The following is a 19,423-nucleotide window of genomic DNA, read 5'->3' as shown; positions in this document are numbered from 1 at the left end:
ATGACGCAGCATGTGAACTATCCCAAACTGGAAATGCTTATCGACGGGCAATGGCTTGATTGCACGGACCGAGGCTCCGAACCCGTGGTCAACCCTGCAACCGGCGATGCTATCGGTCAATTGCCGCATGCAACAGAGGCTGACCTGGATCGTGCCGTGAAATCAGCAAGTGCAGCGCTTCCAGTATGGCGGGCACGTCCGCTCGCAGAAAGGGTAGGCATTCTCAAACGTGCGGGTCAGCTGATTCAGGAGCGCAGCGAGGACATCGCGCGGTGGCTGACTATGGACACCGGCAAGCCACTTGCAGAGGCAACCGGTGAAGTCATGGCGGCTGGCGCAACATTTGAATGGTATGCCGAAGAAAGTCGGCGCCTTTACGGAAAAACGGTCCCTGGCAAGAATCCGGAACACAGCATTTCGGTCCTGCTGCAGCCAGTGGGGGTTTGTGCGGCCTTTTCGCCGTGGAATTTCCCGGCCACCCTGAGTGCACGCAAAATTGCGGGAGCGATTGCAGCAGGATGCAGCTTGGTCATAAAGCCCGCCGAAGAAACGCCCTCTGCCGCCATTGCCGTCGCGCGCGCACTGATGGACGCCGGCCTGCCCTCTGGCGTCTTGAATGTTGTGTTTGGGGTGCCCTCAGAGATATCGGACTACCTTCTGAACAGGGACGAAATCCGGAAATTCTCATTTACCGGCTCTACCGCTGTCGGGAAGATTCTGGCAGAAAAAGCAGCGCGCGGATTGAAAAAAGCAACCCTGGAACTAGGCGGTCATGCGCCGGCCATCATCTGCGAAGACGCCGATGTTGAGCGTGTCGCAGATGCCTTGGTGCAGGCAAAATGCCGTACGGCAGGCCAGGTATGCATTGCTCCGACCCGCGTGATGGTTGCAGAGTCACTCTACGAGAAATTCATTGCAGCAATCGTGCCAAGAATGGCGAGCGTCCGGGTTGGTGATGGCCTGAACCCAGAGTCCGAAATGGGGCCATTGATCGGTGCAAGGCGGGTCAGCACCATGAAGGAGCTCGTTGAAGACGCTCAATCGAAAGGCGCCCAGGTCTTATGCGGCGGAAAGGCACCAGACTCCCAGACAGGCGGCTATTTCTGGATGCCAACGGTTCTGGCGGACGTGCCGAACGACGCTCGTTTAATGAACGAAGAGCCATTCGGTCCCATCATGCTCGTACAGAAATATAAAACACTGGATGCCGCGATCAGCGAGGCGAATCGCCTCCCTTACGGATTGGCTGCATATGTATTCACGCAGAACAGCATTACCCGCCGCAGGGCTGTGAACGAAATAGAAAGCGGAGCGCTGGGCATTAATAGCTTTTACGTCTCCATGAACGAGGCCCCCTTCGGAGGCATCAAAGAGAGCGGTTATGGTGTGGAAATGGGCAGCGAAGGCTTGCGAGAATATCTGAACATCAAGTTGGTCAGCGAAGATTTTCTCGGGCTACGCTAGATTGAAAAGGAGCCACGATGATTAGTTATAAGCTTTTTGAATATGGTAAACCCCTGCAACGGGTCGAGTCCGATTTGCCGGAAGTCGGCGAGAACGAGATTCTGCTGCGGGTCAAAGCAGCCGGCGTATGCCATTCTGATTTGCATATACGACACGGCGCTTACGATCTCGGAAATGGGCGGCAACTGAGTATGGCGGATCGCGGTCTTCCATTGCCTTTGACCCTCGGGCACGAAATTGCCGGCACCGTGGTACAGACGGGAGCAAAGGTGACCAATATCGAGCTGGGCCGCAATTATCTTGTTTACCCGTGGCAGGGCTGTGGCACTTGCGCAATGTGCACTGCAGGACACGAAAACCTATGCCCCACGGCCAATCGCTCGATGGGTGTGTACCAGCAAGGAGGTTACTCGGACCATGTCCTTGTTACCGATGCACGGTATCTCATCGACATTGGCGATATGGATCCCACTGAAGCGGCTCCTTATGCATGCTCAGGTGTCACAACCTATTCAGCCATGCGCAAATTCGATGCCGACATCTTCCGCAGGGAAACCTTAGTCATTTATGGCGGAGGCGGTCTCGGGCTGATGGCGGTACGTATCGCAAAGGCACTCGATTGCCCTCGCATCGTGGTCGTAGATCCCGACGTGCGCAAGCGCGACGCGGCACTGGATGCCGGGGCCAGCACGTTTATCAGCGCAAACGGGCAAAGCTCGGCCGAGGACATTCGTGCCGCCGCGGGCGGCAGGGTTTATATGATCCTGGATTGCGTGGGGTCAAGCGAGACAGTTGAACAAGGATTGAGTTTGCTCGCGAAAGGCGGCAAGCTGGTGCAGGTTGGCCTGTTCGGCGGCCATGTCGATGTGCCCACCCCCAGCATGCCCTTGGGGGTCAAAGGCTACCAGGGGAGCTATGTCGGAAGCATTGATGAGACCAAGGCTCTCATTGCGCTTGTCCGTGACAAGCAGATACCGCAAATTCCCACGACAACACGGAAGCTGGAAGAAGCAAACGAAGCCCTGGAAAATCTGGCGAACGGCAGTGCAGTGGGACGACAGGTCCTGGTTCCTTGATCATAGACAGATCTGCTGAATACCTGTTTCGGCAAACGAGAAAAAGCACGGCGTGAGCCGTGCTTTTTTTGTTTAGCTTTAAAGCCGAATGTGCAGCGTTGATCAAATGATTCGAATCGGCCCGTGAGCTCTTTAATCGATTAAAGAGCTCACGAACCACACACCCTCCAGCTTTTAACGGAAGGTCAGACAGGCCTCTGCACCCTCTTACCAGGCGACGCGCACGCCCACACTGCCGTTCAGCCCGCTCTTGATGCGACTGCTTCCACCCGTATCCCACAACTTACCCACTTCGGCATACAAATGAGTGCGATCCGTCAGAGACAAGGTTGCACCGACAGCCAGTTCCATACTGGTGCCGCCAACATCGCTGCGGATATCCGTAGAACCAGCCGGCCCGGTGAAACGTGCCACATCGGTGCCACTAGCAGAATCTGACCGCTGTCCGTCAAATTGCGCAGGGCACTGCCGCCCGGCGTATTGGTGGTGTTGTTGATATTCGTTCCGTCAGCGGTACCCGAAATGTCGAGCGTGGCGTCAACATTCACGCCGCTGGAGTTGTGCAGGCTGGCGATACCTGTGATCGCGAAGTGAGTTGAACTGTGTCACGCCCGCGGTATTGGTGATCCAGAGAGAGCCAATAGAGAAAGCATCGGGAGCGCTGCCTGTGACGAGATTGACAGGTGTGTCGGAAATGACGCCGCGATCACTGAGACTGGGAAGCTCGCCGCCTGCCCAGTACCCAGGGTTGTCCATGAACTCACGGCTGTTTGTCCCCAGAAATTCGATATCTGCGGCATGGGCTGTCGTGAACGCCACGGCTGCCACGGCGGTGGCCACAAAATGGCGACCGTTCATCCTGCGTACCGGCATGACTTTCGAAATCACCCCCTCCGTTTGCTGCGTCAGACTCCCACCAACTCGATTAAGGTATTCATTAGCACTCTACCGTTAACTGGTTAAAAAACATCCTCTCATTTCACAAATAGAAATGTGAAAATCAATAAAGCGGCGTTTAGGAAAAGGCCTTGGCCTACGCAAAACGGGGCGGCGCCCAATGCGCTGCCCCTTCTTTTCATATGCATTACCAACGCACGCGGACCCCTACCGTGCCCTTCACTTCGTTGCTATCGCCGAAATTACGCAGGCTGGTATTAGCAAGCGCTTCGGCATAAACCGAGTACTTGTCGTCCGCCGAGTTCAACGACCAACCCAGACCGACGCCACCACGCAACGCATCATTCTTGCTCTTGAAGGGTGTGGTGCCCACCGCAACGCGTGAACCATCAGCAAAGTCGTAGTAGACATTGGCAATGCCATAGATACGCGAACGGCCAGGTCGGCCACCCGCTCCCGCCCACTCGGTCTCATGTTCGATAGCCAGGCCCAGGCGGCCGACGAGGCTTTCGCTTTTGTCTAGCGATACGTCTGCCCCAAAGGGGTCTGTGAAGTCATCGAACTTGACGGATGAATAGGACAATTGTGCCTGTGGCGTCAACGACCAGGGGCCGCCCATCGCGATACGCTTACCACCCTCGACACTCACTGCATAGCCCATGCCGTCGTTACCATCAACGAGGCGTCGGCCGGCAGTCCTGGAGCGCAGGTCGCTGTCATATCGGGTCACTTGTATCTGGCTGTCGACATATGCGCCGGAGTTGCCATACCAAGTCAACGTGCCGCCCAGGCTGTAACCCTGCGTTTCGATCGCGCCCCTGCCATGGATTGAACTCAGATCGGTGTCCAGAGTCCCGTACTGCGCATACATGCCCAGCACGGTGCGCCCGGTTGCGTTTTGACTAATCGTGCCGTCGATACCCGCCTGGATTTTCCACGTATCAGCATCATAATTGGTGCCACTTGTGGAAACATCAGGGTCGAAATCGGCATGGCTGGCTTGGACACGTGCCCAGATGCCACTGGCATCAACGGAACCGTCCGGCATAGCGCGCACACTATCCTGATCTTTCCATGAGCGTGAGCCAACCCGTTGCTGCAAAGTGCCCAACTGGTTGAAAGCCTGCAATGCGCCTGCATAGGCCTCGTAGACCGGTACGCCCGGCTGATACAAGGGCTCGCCTGGATTACTCGGGTTCGTTGGATTGGTGGGGTCAACGGGATTCGTCGGATCCACAGGATTGGTCAGGCTCGAGCGCAAATACCAATCGCCGTCGGCGGGGGTACTGACGCCCCCGTTATAGAGTCGATAAGCATAAGCGCCAGCAACCACCGCTTGATCGCCCTGGAAGACATAGTCGCCCTGCAGCGCAAAACTGCCGTTCGAAGCACCGCCTACGTCCACCACCTTGATGCCTTCCACGGTTGGAGCACCACCGCCCCCAACGTTATTCACGCGCAAGCTGGAGTTGCCCGAGGTGCTCCCACCTACAACGAGCTGGTCTGTGGCGGAGCTGTCACCGCCCAGCACGGTATCGAGCACCAGCAGACCGTCATTGCCAACGTAATCGCCATCCAGGCTCAGACGTGTGCCGGGGGTGCCGCCCGACAAGCGCACGGTTCCCGCGTTGGATAAAGAGGCTATGGACTGACTGTAACCAGCCAAATCGAGTTCGCTCTCAGCCAAGACCGACGTATCGGAGGTAGCGCTGAACGCATTGGCCGCGCTGGCCCGCAACGTACCCTCGGCGACAGTCGTCGCACCAGTATACGAGGCCGTTCCGCCCATGATCAGCGTGCCTGCACCCGCCTTCGTTAAGCCGCCGGCCCCGGCAAACGCACCATTAAGTACCAGTTCGGTTGCGTCATCAGTCAGGATCGTACCTGTACCAGTCAGATCGACGTTACGCTCACTTTCGAATGAAGCCGTCGTATGCAGAGTGCTATTGTCAATGGTAATCGAGCCAGCCGCGTCGCCAAGATTCGCATCCTGAGAGACCTGCAAAGTACCGCCCTTGATGGACGTGCCGCCCGTGTAGGTGTTGACGCCATTCAGCACCAGCGTACCTAAGTCAGATTTCTCGAGCGTTGAGTTGCCGCCCAGCGTGGCATCGATCACCGCCGTCATATCTGCGCCTGCGAGTGTGCCATCGCCCACCCGTATCGTCGAAACATTGGAAGCATCGCCCACCAGCGTTAGATCATCCCCAACGATGGAGTAGCCATCGGTCGCAAACTGCATGCCCTGCGCTTCGACCGCCCCATCTCCATCATTAACGCTGACTGTGCCAGCCTCGCCTGCAAAGATAGCGAACGCGCCATTCGCATAGGGAGCGTTGATCGAGCCTGTATCGGTAGTCCAATACTCACTGCCGGAACGATTCCACTCGCCATCACCACCGTGAATGTTGCCGTCGTTCAGGCCTCCGGCCGGACCATCCCAGAAGTTCAGCGCCAAATCCGTAGCGTTGACCAGATTCACCTGGTTGGCCACCGAAGTCTGGACACGGAAATCGCCCGCCGGCATGGCACCCAGTACCAACCCGCTGTCTGTCAGTGCACCGTCATAGCTGATGACTCGATACAAGCCCGGGCCAAACTCCCCGCCCGGTGATTGCGTCACGTTCAATACACCATCAAGCTCTAGATCACCACCGACAGTCACCAGATCATTGAACGCGCCGCCCACGACGCCCGCTTCGCCAAAGTTGTAGTCCAGTGCCGATGCATCGGCCAGCATCAGGCTGCCATTGATGGCGAGCGTATCGGGCGTGACGCCCAATCCGCCTGGACGAAGCGCACCGCTATCGGCAATGTCGACGTCTCCGCCAACTGTGCCGGAACCGCCGAGCGCAGCACCGGCCGAAACCGAAGTCAGGCCCGTTGCGCCGGACTGATCGCCATCGATCAGCAGCGCGCCAGACTGCACATTAGTCTGGCCGGCATAAGTGTTGTTGCTGGTCAGGATCGTTGTGCCGCTGCCCATCTGATTCACCACACCGCTGCCGGCGACCTGGCCATCGAAGGTGTAGACGTCGGAGCGCTGGAAGGCCAATGCACCATCGTTGGCCACGTCGCCGTCGATAGAGCCCGAAGCACCACCGTTGCCAAGCTGCAAGGTGCCGCTGGAGATCGTCGTACCGCCGGCATAGGTGTTCGCGCCAGCCAGTATCAAGGTGTCGGCTCCCGTCTTGGTGAGCTCACCGGTACCGACTATGGCGCTCGACAACGTTAACGCGGCATCGGTCTGGAGTGTGCCACCCCCAGTCTCTAGTGTGAGCTCACGTGCAGAGACAAACGCCGCCGTATTCTGTAGCGTGCCGCCATCAAAGGTGATAGCGCCAGCTACTACCCCGAGGTTTTGATCGCTCGATACCGACAGCGTACCTTCATCAATGTGGGTGCTGCCGACGTAGCTGTTGGCGCCCGAGAGCGTGAGCGTTCCTGTCCCTGTCTTGCTTAGCGCACCTGTACCGTCGATGGTGCCCGACAGGGCCAGATCAGCATCGGTCTGGAATATCCCACCACGATCTTCCAGCGTAACGCCACGCGCCGAGGCAAAGGCGGCGGTGTTCTGCAGCGTGCCGCCATCAATCTCGATCGCACCGGCTGCAGCTCCCAGGTTGCCGTCATTGGAGACAGACACCGTACCGTCCTCGATACGCGTACCGCCCGCATAGGTGTTGGAGCCCGACAGAACCAGTGTGCCGAGGTCAGTCTTGACCAAGGTCGTCGCCCCGGCAAGATCCACCCCGATCGCAACAGACATACCCGCACCCTCGGTAGTGCCGTCACCCACACGGATCGTCGAGCTGGTGGGATCGTCCAGGCCACCGACCAGTGTCAAGGCATCGCCGGTCAGCGAATAGCCATCCACGGCGAACTGCATGCCAGAGGCTTGAACCTGGCCATCGGTATTGTCGATGCTCACATCGCCAGCCGCACCTGTGAAAATTGCAAAAGTACCATTGGAGTACGGCGCATTGATCTCACCCGTATCGCTGGTCCACAGCGCATCAGACGCTAGGCTCCATGTGCCGTCGCCGCCATTCACGACATTGTCGTTCTGCGGTCCTGCACCACCATCCCAGAAGTTCAGATTTTGGCCTGCGGTGTTCACCAGATTCACTTGGTTCGCCACCGAGGTCTGCAGCACGAAGTCCGTAGATGCCAGGTTCACGCCATTATTGGTCAGTCCTCCCTGGTAGCTAATGACACGATAGATGCCTGCACCAAAGGTACCACCCGTGGTCTGTGTCACCTCCAGGTTGCCATCCAGAACAAGATCGCCACCCACATTGACCAGGTCATTCAGCGCCCCGCCAACTACATTAGGTTCGCCGAAGTTGAAGGCCAGGTTCGACGTGTCGTTCAGCGCCAAGTCACCGTTGATATTGAGCGTGCCCGCAGTACCGTCGGACGTTCCCGGACTGAGCGTCGCACCACCTGCTACGCTGACATTGCCGCCGATGGTGCCCGTACCGCCCAGTGCCGCAGCGCTGGCGACCGTGGTGTCGCCGGTCGCCGCAGACTGATCACCGTTGACCAGCAGCGTTCCGGCCTGCACCGCAGTCGTCCCGGCATAGCTGTTGTCGCCCGTCAGGGTAGTGGTTCCAGCACCGATCTGACTCACGCCGCCGGTGCCCGAGATTTCGCCCGCAAAAACATAGGCATCGGAACGATTGAAGGCGAGCGTGCCATTGTTGATCACATCGCTGGCAAGTGCACCAGACGTACCGCCGTTACCCACCTGCACGGTGCCGGCCGCGATCGTCGCGCCATCGGTATAGACATGGTCACCCGTTAGCGTAAGTGTGCCGGCATTCTGCTTTTCCAGGCTTTCAAAGCCACCGACTTGCGTACCATCCAGACTCAGGGCAACCGCATTATTCACTTGCAGCAGGTCTGTGCCAGCGCCCGCCACGACGCTTCCTATGATCTGTGCGCCATCGCTCAGCGTCAGCGTGTCATCACCATCGCCCAGCGCCAGCGTATCAGCCCCCGTATCAAGCACACCCGAGAGTGCCAGTGCATCAGCGCCTGCGCCCAGGTCACCGGCGGCAAGCAAAGTGCCACCCTTGTTGACATTGACGCGGCTTGCACCGGCATCTCCGGTCATCGCTGTAGCCGTGGCACCCGCCGCCTGCACAGTACCGTTCACCTCTAGTGTGGAAGCCCCGGTCATCGCGACGGTTGTCGTCGTCAAGCTACCGTTCACCTGCAAGGTGCCTGCGCTGATGCTCGTGGCACCGATTTCATTGGCGGTGGACGTCAAGATGCTGGTGCCGGTGCCTATCTGGGCTAGCGAGCCTGGCCCGCTCAAGGTGCCGTCCAGCGTAAAGGTGTCGCTACGGTTCAGTGAAAGCGTTGATGTCGCCTTATCGACAATCACATTGCCGGCACCCACATTTCCTGTAATGCCACCATTACCAACGATCAGGTTACCGTCGTTAATGACTGTGCTGCCTGTATAAGTATTATCACCCGTCAGCACCCAAGTGCCGGTACCGTTCTTGGCCAACGTTGTAGCGCCACCAGCACCATCACCAATGGCACCTCCCAAAGTATTGAGCCCGGTATTAGTTCCGCCCAGGCCCATCGTGCGGGTGCCAGTGCCTGAGTATGTCACTGGGTTCGTATTCTCGAATACAACAGCGCCTGTACCGGAGGATTCGATAAAAGCGACTCCTGTTTCAAGCGTGAATAAACGATCGGTCGTATCGCCACTACCCGTGTAACGTAAGGTCGAGTTGTTGCCAATGACAAGGTTGGATGCACTTCCACTTGAAGAGCCGATGCTGCTCGCCAGCCCACCGTCAGACAGTTTATCGACGGATAGTACCCCGCCATTGATGGTGGTGACCCCTGTATACGTACTGTCGGAATTGGTCAGCCGCCAAGTGCCGGTGCCAGTCTTGGTCAGGGAAGTAACACCGGCCCCGTTGTCTGCGATGAATGCAGCAAGCGTATTGTCGTCGGTGTTGGTACCGGTCAGCGTAAGCGTACGCGCAGCGTCTGCGCCATCCAGCGTGATAGGGGCCGTACTCGTAAAGTTAAGGGCCCCGCTGCCTGACGCATCGAGCGTGCCTCCGGCGAGGCCCAGTGTAAACTCGCGATTGGTGCTGTCACCCGCCCCAATATATCGCAGCGCACCACCATTAAGAACAAGATTGGAAGCATCGGCCGTTGACGCGCCAATCGAGCTGTTGACCCCGCCATCGTCCAGGCAAGATGTTTCAATCGAGCCACCATTGATGGTAGTACCGCCGGAATAGCTGCTGTCGCAACCACTCAGGCCCTGAACCGCGCCACCGTTCTTAACGAGGTTTCCTGTGCCGCTGATTGCGCCCGAGTATGATCTGCCGCCGCTACGAATCGTCAGCGTTGCATCTCCAAGCGTAATGTCTCCGCCGTTGACACCACCTCCCTCAAGATAAGAGACCGTGGTGTTGAAACCGTCCAGGTCCAGCATGGCACCAGCGGTATCACTCAGTATCATCCCTCCAGCCGCTGCACCGGTGCCAAACGCATTTTCCGCCCCCGCACGCAAAACACCCGTTTCAATAATAGAGCCACCTGTATAGGTATTGCTCTCCGACAACACCAGCGTGCCCGCCCCCTCTTTCCGTAGCGTACCGGCACCCACAACCTGACCGCCAAACTCCAACGTGGCCGAGCCTTCGGCGACATTGATCCCACCGCTGCCGCCCGGTAAGGTCAGGCCCCGATCAATGGCAACCGTGTTGCCGGTATAGGTCAACCTGCCGTTACCACCAATGGAAAGGTTGGCAGAGTCACTGGTAGAGGCGCCAATGCCGCTGGCCTGGCCGCCATCAGCCAGACTGTCAACAGACAATGTGCCGCCACTGCTAATGATGGTAGGTCCGGTATAAGTATTGTTGGCGCCAACAAAGGTTTGTGTCCACTGGCCTGTGCGCGTGACCCCCCCTGTACCACTGATGGATCCCGAAAAAGAGCCGGACCGGCTGCTTGAAGTCAGCATGGCCGAACCCAGCTCAACGTTCCCGGCGCCGGCGAGCACACCCACTGTATTATCAAAGTCGTTCAGATCCAGCGTGGCACCACTGGCCACTGTCATAGCTGCAGTCTGGCTTCCGAACGCTTGTGTCGAACCTGCTTCCAGTGTTCCTGCCTCGACCACAGTGCCGCCCGAGTATGTGTTCATACCCGATAACACGAGCGTACCGTCACCTTTTTTAGTCAAAACTTCCGGGGTTACGTCTTGATCTTCAATAACACCGCTGACAGTCAAGACCGATGCTGCGTCGCTTACGCCTACGGCGCCGCCACCTGCGCCCAGCTGCAAACCGCGATCAGTAGACGTGGTGCCACCGATATAGTCCAGCGTACCGTCATTCGACAAAATCAAGTTGCTTGAGTCGCTAGTCGAAGCGCCAATCGAGCTGTTGACCCCACCGTCTGCCAACGTGGCCACGGCAAGCGTACCGCCGCTGACGGTCGTGACCCCTGCATAGCTATTGCTGGCATTTGTCAGTGTCAATGTACCGGCGCCGGTCTTGCTAAGGCCCCCATCGTCCAGGCCCAGCACTTCGCCGCCAAACGTCAGGTTGGTGGCGGCTTGGGTGACATCAATGGTGCCGCTCCCGATCGCGCCTGCCCGACCCACCGTAAAACCTCGATCTGTTGTCGTCGTACCGCCGGTGTATTGCAGCGTTGCGCCCTGGATCACCAGGTTGGTGGCGTCTGCGCTTGAGGCGCCGATGCTGCTCGCCGTACCCCCATTGCCGATATTGGCTATAGACAACGAACCTTCGCCCACCGTCGTGGCGCCGGTGTAACTGTTGCTCGCATTGGTCAGTGTGACAAGCCCGGTGCCCGCCTTGGTGAAACCGACGCTGCCGCCGTTATCAACAATCTGCGATGCGATCGTGAAATTGCCAGTGCTATTTTGCTGTATGCCCAACTGGCCGCCGCCCAACGTGCCCGTCAGTGCTCCCCCGGTGATCGTCTGATCATTGGCCTCGACGGTTGGCGCGACAATAATCGTGCCGTCCACGCCCAGCGTCTGGCCCGTCGCCACCGTCACAGTGGTTTCCGTGGCTTCCGTATATCGAAGCCCTGCAAGCTGTACTGTTGTACCTACCGTGTCGTAGAAGCCGTCAACGTCAGTAATGTATTGACCGTCTGCCCAGGTACTGGCGTTATCGTTGTCTGTATAGTCTGCCTCGGTAAAAGCGACGATGTTGCCGCTTTCAACCTTGGCATAATCAGTACCGTTAACCGTTGCCCAACCACCCAACGCCGTATTGCTGGTCGTAATATTGCCGCCACCCGAGTTAACAAAATCCACCAGGCCACTGCTATGAGTGATCGAACCCATATTCACATTCAGCGTACCGCCGGAGCCTGCGGTGGCACTGACCGTGTTGTTCCCGCCGGTCACATTCATGCCGTTAAAGGTCTGCGCAGTGGCAGCGCCATCCGCCCCCGTCACCGCCAATACACCACCAGCCATGTTAAGCGTTGACGAACTCAAGATGATATTGCTGGTCGGAGCCCCTGCTGCCGAAAAGTCCAGCGCCAGTGTGCCACCACCTACAGTCGTATCGCCTGAGTAGGTATTGCTGCCGGTAAGCGTCAACATGCCCGCCCCCAGCTTGGTGAAGGACCCTGTGCCGGTAATGGAACCGGCGAACGTCGTACTGACGCCTGTATCATGATTGACGGATAGATCTCCGCTGCCAAGCGCTACGGTGCCCCCTGTGCCGGCCAAAGCCTGTGTTTCAAGGTTGAAGTTGTTCAGGTCGAACGTACCGCCATTGACAGTCAGATTACCCACCGTGCCGAAGGCGGAGGCGCTAGCCGCGCGCAATGTGCCACCTTGCACGGTAACGTCGCCAACTCGTGTATTGGCGCCGCTTAGCGCCCAAATATTACCGGCCGCGCCATCCATGATGAGAGTGCCCGGGCCAGAAACAGTACCCGAGAGCGTGCTGGTGCCCGCATAGCTGCCACCCAGTGTCAGGCTATTATTGGCAACATCGTCAAGGACCACATCGCCGCTTAGTGTCAAAGCGCCCGCGCCATCATTCAGCAGGCTGCCACTCGACGCTATCGTCCAGGTGCGATTGCTGGCGTCGCCTGCGCCGGTGTAGCGCACGGCGGCGTCATTGGCGAGGGTAATGCCACCTTCTGTACCCACGCCAAAGGAACTGGCAGCGCCGGTATCTGCCACCGTTGCGGCACGCAGGGTCACCCCGCTGACTGTAGTGGTCCCATTATAAGTATTGGCGCCGCCCAAGGTAATGCTGCGGTCGGCGCTGCCCCCGCTGAAAGATATAGGGCTGCCGCTAGTGCTGCTGATCACACCCAGGAGCTCCAGATCGGCAGTCTCCGCCACAAAACCCGTACTTCTACCGGCGGCCATCACGCTATTGATATCCCCGGTCAGCGTCAACGTGCCCGTGCCATTATTCAACAATATGGCGCCTGACGTGCCGCCGCTTTGAGAAAACACCCAGTTCCGATTGGAACTGTCTCCGTCGCCAATATAGAAGAGTCGGTCAGCGTACTGATCGCGCGCTGTAAACGTAATCGTGTTGCCAGCACCAAGGGAACTGGCTTCGCCAATGTTGCCTACGGAAGTAAAAGAAGCGCCACCATTAGCGATAAACTGTACGTCCCCTGTGAAGTCGCTGGCATCATTGCTCATCGTCACGTTGGTGTCCACCACCAGCCCGCCCGCACCGGTGTATTTCGCCGACCCAACTCCGGCTCCGTAGATGTTGACCGTGCCGCTTTCAAGCGTAACGATACGGTTAGCATCCAACGCACCTGTGCTGGTCAACGCTGTGCCACCGACCATGGTTACTCCATTACCGACAGCGCCCAGGGCTGCGTCCGAATCGACAGTCAATCTGCCGGCATCAACACGGACTCCCCCGCTTAAGGTGTTTGCCCCATTCAGGATCAGATTGCCGGCGCCGGACTTTATCAACCCTGCATTGCCCGCAAGTGTTGAATTAATCGTGGCATTTCCGGTAGTGATGGAAATAGTCGCTGCGGTGCCGCCCAGCGTGACCGTGCCGCCATTCAGCGTGTAATTGGCGGTTGTGAAGGCCAGGCCACCCGCACTAATACCGCCGTCAACCGTTACCGTTCCCGCTGTGCCACCGAAAACGGCGGTATCCAGCGCTGAGTTATTCCATGTGCGAAAGGGCCCGGCCACACCGTCGCTGCTTTGGTTCCAAGTGACATCGCTAAGATCCCAGGTCCCACTGCCACCTTGACCCGGACTGCCACCGTTCACATCCCAGTATACGTCCGCAGCCATGGCAGGCCCTGCTGCCAACCCCAGCGGGAGCATGAGCGGCAATATGCGGCGACCCGCCGTCTGGAAAACCAAGGGTAAGATGCCGGACACATGAGGAGCGCAACTGACGACAACGCCTTTCCATTTCGTGATGCGGCCACCACGCAGAATGCGTGAACCCGCCAATGCTTCATGCCACTTTGCCGTCGGTTTTCTTGCTAATTCAGCACTATTGCCCAACTTAACGCCCGTGTTCTCCAGCATGGTTCCTCTTTCCTTTAGATTCGTCGAAGTCGCTATGGCTTGTGATGTTGCATACATATCTGTATGCCCTTTGCCGAGGTTTATTCCTCTGGTCTAACGCAGCCACCTGTATCAAAACGGTCTACTTGCCGTCTATTTTTTTGCTATTTTTTCTGAAAAAAAATAAACAATGTATCTACATTTCAGTTTGTGGAAATTGACTATTGCGGCCACCGGAGTATAGGCATTTCGTATTTGGCTGAATACCTTGCATCTATCCAACTTTTCATTTCCCGTCACTTATTTACAATAATTTTCGATTACAACAACCTAGTGCAAAAAATTTCCACGTGCAAAAAAAATTGATGCAACTACAACAACTTAATACGAAAATTAACGCACTCCATTTCGATTTTGAAACGACAGACCTGTGTGCTTGCAGTGAAAATCATGCAAACTAAATGAAACTATTAATTACTTTTAGAATTGAGGGACAAACAATGTAATTGGCTTGACACCGGGTATCGAAACGAACCCGACTCAAGTTTTAGACACGCAGCGCACGATTACCTGCTCCGTAGTCATTGCTGGCACCGCATCGCTATATTGAACGCACCAAGACAAGCGATTGCGAATGTTGGAAGGCAAGAGGGGGGACTGATCGGTTGTACGAAACTGCGAAACGTTGGTGTACCGTATAGGAAAATCGGACCATGTTTCGCATGCTTTTTGGCACGCAACAGATGAGAGGATCGGCGCTTTGGCGCACAATTGGCGCATCAGGCCAATTTCCATGCACCAACACTCCCGCAGCAGAAAAACAAAAAGCCCCTGCATAGCAAGGGCTTAAACAGAATGGATGTGGTCGGGGCGACAAGATTCGAACTTGCGACTCCTACGTCCCGAACGTAGTACTCTACCAGGCTGAGCTACGCCCCGATCTTGTGGCGCTCGCTGTCAGCGGCCAAACTGACTGCCGACAACTCGGGATTCAATAATCGCGTTCTACCGCGAAAGAACAAAATTCTAGCAAAGATTGCTGATGAACGGAAACGGGTAGAACAGCCAGCTTTTCACGGGCCATGGCGGCCTCGGCGATGGCAGCCTGGCGCGTGTAATCGAGCGCCTGAGTATCTTGTATGGCTTGCGCCACGGCTGCAAAGTCGGCGTCACCTGTACGGATGGCGTCTTGTATAAGCTGCTTCTGCTGATCGGTGCCTACTTCCATGACGCGAATGAGCGGCATGGTGGGTTTGCCTTCGCGCAGGTCGTCGCCGACATTCTTGCCCAAGGCTTCGGCGCCGCCGCTGTAGTCCAGCACGTCGTCGATAAGCTGAAAGGCGGTACCTATATGACGGCCATAAGCGGCTGCAGCGGCTTCTTGCTCGGGCGTAGCACCACCTATGATGGCGCCTACCTGGGTAGCCGCCTCGAACAGCTTGGCGGTTTTATAACGCACGACCTGCAAGTAGCGATCCAGTGATACGTCGGGATCGTGCACGTTCAACAGTTGAAGCACTTCGCCTTCGGCAATAACGGTAGTTGCCGCCGACAGCACAGACATGGCGGGCATGGAGCCGGACTGGACCATCATTTCGAATGAGCGCGAATACAGGTAGTCGCCCACCAGCACGCTGGCAGCGTTGCCGAAGACCGCATTGGCAGTACTGCGGCCGCGGCGCAGATCGGACTCGTCAACCACGTCGTCGTGCAGCAAAGTGGCTGTGTGGATGAACTCGACCACGGCGGCCAGCAGGTGATGATTGCTTCCCTGGTAACCCAGGGCCTTGGCCATCATGAGCAACATGGCTGGCCGCATGCGTTTTCCACCGGCACCCACAATGTAGTCGCCTATCGTGCGTATCAGGACGACATCCGAATTCAGGCGGGCGCGAATCACCGCGTCGACCGCTTTCATGTCGTTTGCTATGGGGGCAATTAACTCGGAGAGATTCAAAACGTTGTCCGGGCGTGAGGTTAGTGTATGTGCGATCTGTCGAATCAACGCTGGATTATACGTGACGCACGCGGGTGATTGCAGATGATAAATTGGCGATAATGTATGTTTTGCCTGCAATTACCCCCTGGAGACGGTAGTGACAACCCAAGACCTGAGTACGCTGATCAGCCGCGCCGAACGCGTTTTGTCTCAATTAGAGGCATGGCTTCCTCCGGCGCCGCCCGATATCGACTGGTCAGCACACGCTTTTCGCTGGCGCAAGCGAGGGTCCAGGGGCTGGCTGGACGCAGTACAGCATGTTTCAACCATCCATCTTGATGACTTGCAACATATCGAACGCCAGAAAGACATTATCGATCGCAACACCCGCCATTTTCTGCACAAGAAACCTGCCAATAACGTGTTGATGACCGGCGCACGCGGTACGGGCAAGAGTTCGCTGGTCAAGGCCATGCTGGATGCCTATGGCACTGAAGGCCTGCGCCTGATCGAAGTCGACAAGGCCGATATGGGTGACCTGGGCGACATCGTGGACCTGATCAGCCCCCGGCCCGAGCGCTTTATCATTTTCTGTGATGACTTGTCTTTCGAAGAAGGCGAAGCCGGTTACAAAGTGCTGAAGTCGGTGTTGGACGGGTCGGTCAGCGCCTCGGGCGACAACGTACTGATCTACGCGACCTCGAACCGCCGCCACCTCATGCCCGAGTACATGAGCGAGAATCTCAGCGCCAAGCACCAGTCCGACGGCGAAATCCATCCAGGTGAAACCGTAGAAGAAAAAATCTCGCTGTCGGAACGCTTTGGTCTGTGGCTGTCCTTCTACCCCTTCAAGCAGGATGACTATCTGGATATCGTGAACTACTGGCTGACTGAGCACGGTTGCTCAGAGGCAAACGTCGAAGCTTCGCGCACCGAGGCGCTGCAGTGGGCACTGGAGCGCGGGTCGCGTTCTGGACGTGTGGCCCGCCAATTCGCTCGCGACTGGGCTGCCCGCCATATTTAATGTCCAATCCAGCCACCGCCCACGTCTTACCTGTACTCATTCACGGACTCCCTCATGAGCAAGCCTTTTATTGAAGTGGCCGCCGGCCTGATCATGCAGCCCGATGGTTCGCTGTTGTTGGCGCAACGCCCGGATGACAAGCCCTGGTCGGGCTGGTGGGAGCTGCCTGGCGGCAAGATAGAACCAGGCGAAACCACGCTGCAGGCGCTTGCTCGCGAACTTAAAGAAGAGCTGAACATTGACGTGACGGCAGCCACTCCCTGGGTCACCTATACCCATGAGTACCCGAAGAATATCGTTCGTCTGGCGTTCTGCCGGGTTACCGGCTGGGAAGGCGAACCCACAGGCATGGAAGGCCAGCAACTTTCATGGGTCAAGCTCGATGCGCCGCTAAGCGTAGGGCCACTGCTGCCCGCAACCGAACCGCCGCTGCGCTGGATACAACTACCCGACCACTATCTGCTTACTTCCATAGGAAGCAGCAAGGGTCTGGACAGCTACCTGGCCAGATTGACGCAGGCCTTGCAAAATGGGCTGAAACTGGTGCAGTTTCGCGAACCGGGCTGGGAGCCGGAATCAGACCATGATATCCACACTGCGTTCCAGCAAGTCCTTACGCTATGCCATCAATACAGCGCACGCTGCCTGATCAATAGTTGCCACCCCGAAACATGGTGGACCCAAGCCGACGGCGTGCATTTGCGCGCAGCCGACGCCTGCGAACTGGCAAGTGCCGGGGTCGCGATCAAAGACCAAGCGCCGGGCCTGCTTGCAGTATCGGCCCATAACGCCAATGACCTCGACGCCGCACGCATGCTGGCCGCAGACTTTGCCGTATTGGGCCATGTGCTCGATACGCCCTCCCACCCTGGTGAACCCGGCATCGGCTGGGCGCAGTTTGCGTCCTTGATCGATAATGCCGGCTTGCCAGTATTCGCCATTGGCGGTCAATCAGTCGCCACACTGGAAACAGCCCGTCAGCATGGCGCCCACGGCATTGCCGGCATACGCCAACTGCTAACCTAGCCCGTCTTCGGCCTGCTCCAGCGCAGAGGCATCCCAGCCACCACCCAGGGCGGCAATCAATTGCACGCTGGTCAATAGTCGGTCGGACATCAGTGACAGTGCCGCACGCTCAGTACTCAAGGCCGTGGTCTCGACCTGCACCACACTCAAATAGTCAATCAGACCGGCTTCATACTGATTCCGGGTCAGACGTAGCGATTCGCGCGCCGATGCCAGCGCCCGGCCCTGTGTAATCTGCTCTTGTCCCAGCACGTGCAACTGCACCAGATAATCTTCGACTTCACGCAGAGCGGTCAGTACAGTTTGCCGATACGAGGCCACTTGTACATCGTAGGCCGCACGGGTTTCTTTTAATTGCGCCTCGCGGGCTCCCCCGTCGAATATAGCCAGGGCCAATGCTGGACCCAGAGACCAGAAGCTGGCTGGCGCCGACAACCACTGCGCCCACTCACTGCTGCGATAGCCGCCCTGCGCGCTCAGTGTGAGGTTGGGAAACCATGCCGCCTTAGCCACGCCTATGCGGGCATTGGCCTCGGCCGTACGGCGTTCGGCCGCCGCCACGTCGGGGCGCCGCTGCACCAGCTGCGAGGGCAGCCCTACTGGTACGACCGGCACTTGTGCCGTTATTTTGGCCGGCGCCAGGGCAAAGCTGGCCGGTGTCCGGCCCAGCAAAACAGCAATGGCATGCTCAAGCTGGGCGCGTTGCCAATCCAGCGCCAACAACTGGGTACGGCCGTTTTCCAGTTGGGTACGCGCTGATTCCACATCCATCTGCGCAGCAATGCCAGCGTTATAGCGATTCTGCGTCATGGTAAGCGAGCGCTCATAGGCCTCGACCGTTTGCTGCAACAGATCTTTTTCAGCATCCATCACGCGCAATTGAAAGTAGGTCTGCGCCAGCGTGGACTGCATGCTCAGCCGTGTGGTGGCAAGATCGGCATCGCTGGCCTGCAGACTGGCGCCGCTGGCCTCGACCGACCGGCGCACCTTGCCCCACAAATCGGGTTCCCAGCTGACATCGCCGCTCAGGGAAAACTGATTCGACGGATTGTCCCCTCCCACGGTGCCCGTAGTGCTCGGTCCGCGACCGCTGCCAGAACGGGAGCCCGCCGCCGACGCACCTACAGTGGGGAAAAAGCCCGATCGCGCCGACTGCAGTAAGGCTTGCGCCTGTCGATACTGGGCTTCAGCCTGGATGATGCTGGGGTTGGCTTCCTGCAAGGTCAGCATCAATTGCGACAGGGTCGGGTCACTGAAGAGCTGCCACCAGTCACCGCGCAAGGCGGCGTCGCCAGGCTGTGCAGGCACCCAGCCCCGCAGCTCGGCAGTCGACGCGCCCACCATTTGTTCACCCAGCTTGCCGGACTCCAGCTCTTTATAGGCATCGCCAAGTTCCATGGACGGCCGCACATAATCGGGGCCTAGCGTACACGCACTCAACATCAGTACTCCAGCCAGTG

General features: G+C 57.7%; 9 protein-coding genes and 1 tRNA gene. 4 read left to right on the top strand and 6 right to left on the bottom strand.

What is annotated here, in order from left to right; genetic code table 11:
• Both ERD84_RS05770 and ERD84_RS05765 read left to right on the top strand, forming a co-directional pair.
• Entirely contained in the window at positions 1-1,464 is a 1,464-nt protein-coding gene (locus ERD84_RS05770; RefSeq protein WP_130038641.1) for an NAD-dependent succinate-semialdehyde dehydrogenase, read from the top strand.
• Between the two features lie 17 nt (positions 1,465-1,481).
• The gene (locus tag ERD84_RS05765; protein WP_130038640.1) at positions 1,482-2,540 is read left to right on the top strand and encodes an alcohol dehydrogenase; all 1,059 of its coding nucleotides are present in this window, start codon (positions 1,482-1,484) and stop codon (positions 2,538-2,540) included.
• Positions 2,541-2,747: 207 nt separating this feature from the next.
• Here the strand turns inward: ERD84_RS05765 and ERD84_RS05760 are convergent, their stop codons facing one another.
• From ERD84_RS05760 to ERD84_RS05740, 5 genes are all read right to left on the bottom strand, one after another.
• Positions 2,748-2,954 (bottom strand): autotransporter outer membrane beta-barrel domain-containing protein, encoded by a 207-nt coding sequence (locus ERD84_RS05760; protein WP_130038639.1) that lies wholly within the window; start codon positions 2,952-2,954, stop codon positions 2,748-2,750.
• 123 nt (positions 2,955-3,077) lie between these two features.
• Positions 3,078-3,398, bottom strand: a complete 321-nt coding sequence (locus ERD84_RS05755) for a hypothetical protein (RefSeq protein ID WP_130038638.1) — start codon at positions 3,396-3,398, stop codon at positions 3,078-3,080.
• Positions 3,399-3,624: 226 nt separating this feature from the next.
• A complete protein-coding gene (locus tag ERD84_RS05750) occupies positions 3,625-13,995 on the bottom strand; it encodes an autotransporter-associated beta strand repeat-containing protein (protein ID WP_130038637.1) in 10,371 nt (3,456 codons plus the stop codon).
• Positions 13,996-14,836: 841 nt separating this feature from the next.
• A tRNA-Pro gene (locus ERD84_RS05745) sits at positions 14,837-14,913 on the bottom strand.
• A 52-nt stretch (positions 14,914-14,965) separates the two neighbouring features.
• A complete protein-coding gene (locus ERD84_RS05740; RefSeq protein WP_130038636.1) occupies positions 14,966-15,931 on the bottom strand; it encodes a polyprenyl synthetase family protein in 966 nt (321 codons plus the stop codon).
• A 139-nt stretch (positions 15,932-16,070) separates the two neighbouring features.
• Between ERD84_RS05740 and ERD84_RS05735 the strand changes: the two genes are divergently transcribed.
• Together ERD84_RS05735 and ERD84_RS05730 are read left to right on the top strand one after the other, a co-directional pair.
• A complete protein-coding gene (locus ERD84_RS05735; protein ID WP_130038635.1) occupies positions 16,071-16,937 on the top strand; it encodes an ATP-binding protein in 867 nt (288 codons plus the stop codon).
• Between the two features lie 54 nt (positions 16,938-16,991).
• The gene (locus tag ERD84_RS05730; protein WP_130038634.1) at positions 16,992-17,963 is read left to right on the top strand and encodes a Nudix family hydrolase; all 972 of its coding nucleotides are present in this window, start codon (positions 16,992-16,994) and stop codon (positions 17,961-17,963) included.
• Here the strand turns inward: ERD84_RS05730 and ERD84_RS05725 are convergent.
• Entirely contained in the window at positions 17,955-19,406 is a 1,452-nt protein-coding gene (locus ERD84_RS05725; protein ID WP_167667342.1) for an efflux transporter outer membrane subunit, read from the bottom strand. The two genes, ERD84_RS05730 and ERD84_RS05725, sit on opposite strands and share 9 nt — an antisense overlap.
• Positions 19,407-19,423 lie beyond the last annotated feature (17 nt).

This window comes from Pollutimonas harenae, from assembly GCF_004153685.1.
GTDB lineage: Bacteria > Pseudomonadota > Gammaproteobacteria > Burkholderiales > Burkholderiaceae_B > Pusillimonas_C > Pusillimonas_C harenae.
Note: the sequence above shows the minus strand (reverse complement) of the source record. Positions and strands in the feature narration are given on the sequence as shown.

Excerpts from the sequence above, each read along its gene's own strand:
- ERD84_RS05755 (WP_130038638.1), bottom strand. The coding sequence starts at position 3,398 with ATGAACGGTCGCCATTTTGTGGCCACCGCCGTGGCAGCCGTGGCGTTC.
- ERD84_RS05730 (WP_130038634.1), top strand. The coding sequence starts at position 16,992 with ATGAGCAAGCCTTTTATTGAAGTGGCCGCCGGCCTGATCATGCAGCCC.
- ERD84_RS05725 (WP_167667342.1), bottom strand. The coding sequence starts at position 19,406 with ATGTTGAGTGCGTGTACGCTAGGCCCCGATTATGTGCGGCCGTCCATG.
- ERD84_RS05770 (WP_130038641.1), top strand. The coding sequence starts at position 1 with ATGACGCAGCATGTGAACTATCCCAAACTGGAAATGCTTATCGACGGG.
- ERD84_RS05765 (WP_130038640.1), top strand. The coding sequence starts at position 1,482 with ATGATTAGTTATAAGCTTTTTGAATATGGTAAACCCCTGCAACGGGTC.
- ERD84_RS05750 (WP_130038637.1), bottom strand. The coding sequence starts at position 13,995 with ATGCTGGAGAACACGGGCGTTAAGTTGGGCAATAGTGCTGAATTAGCA.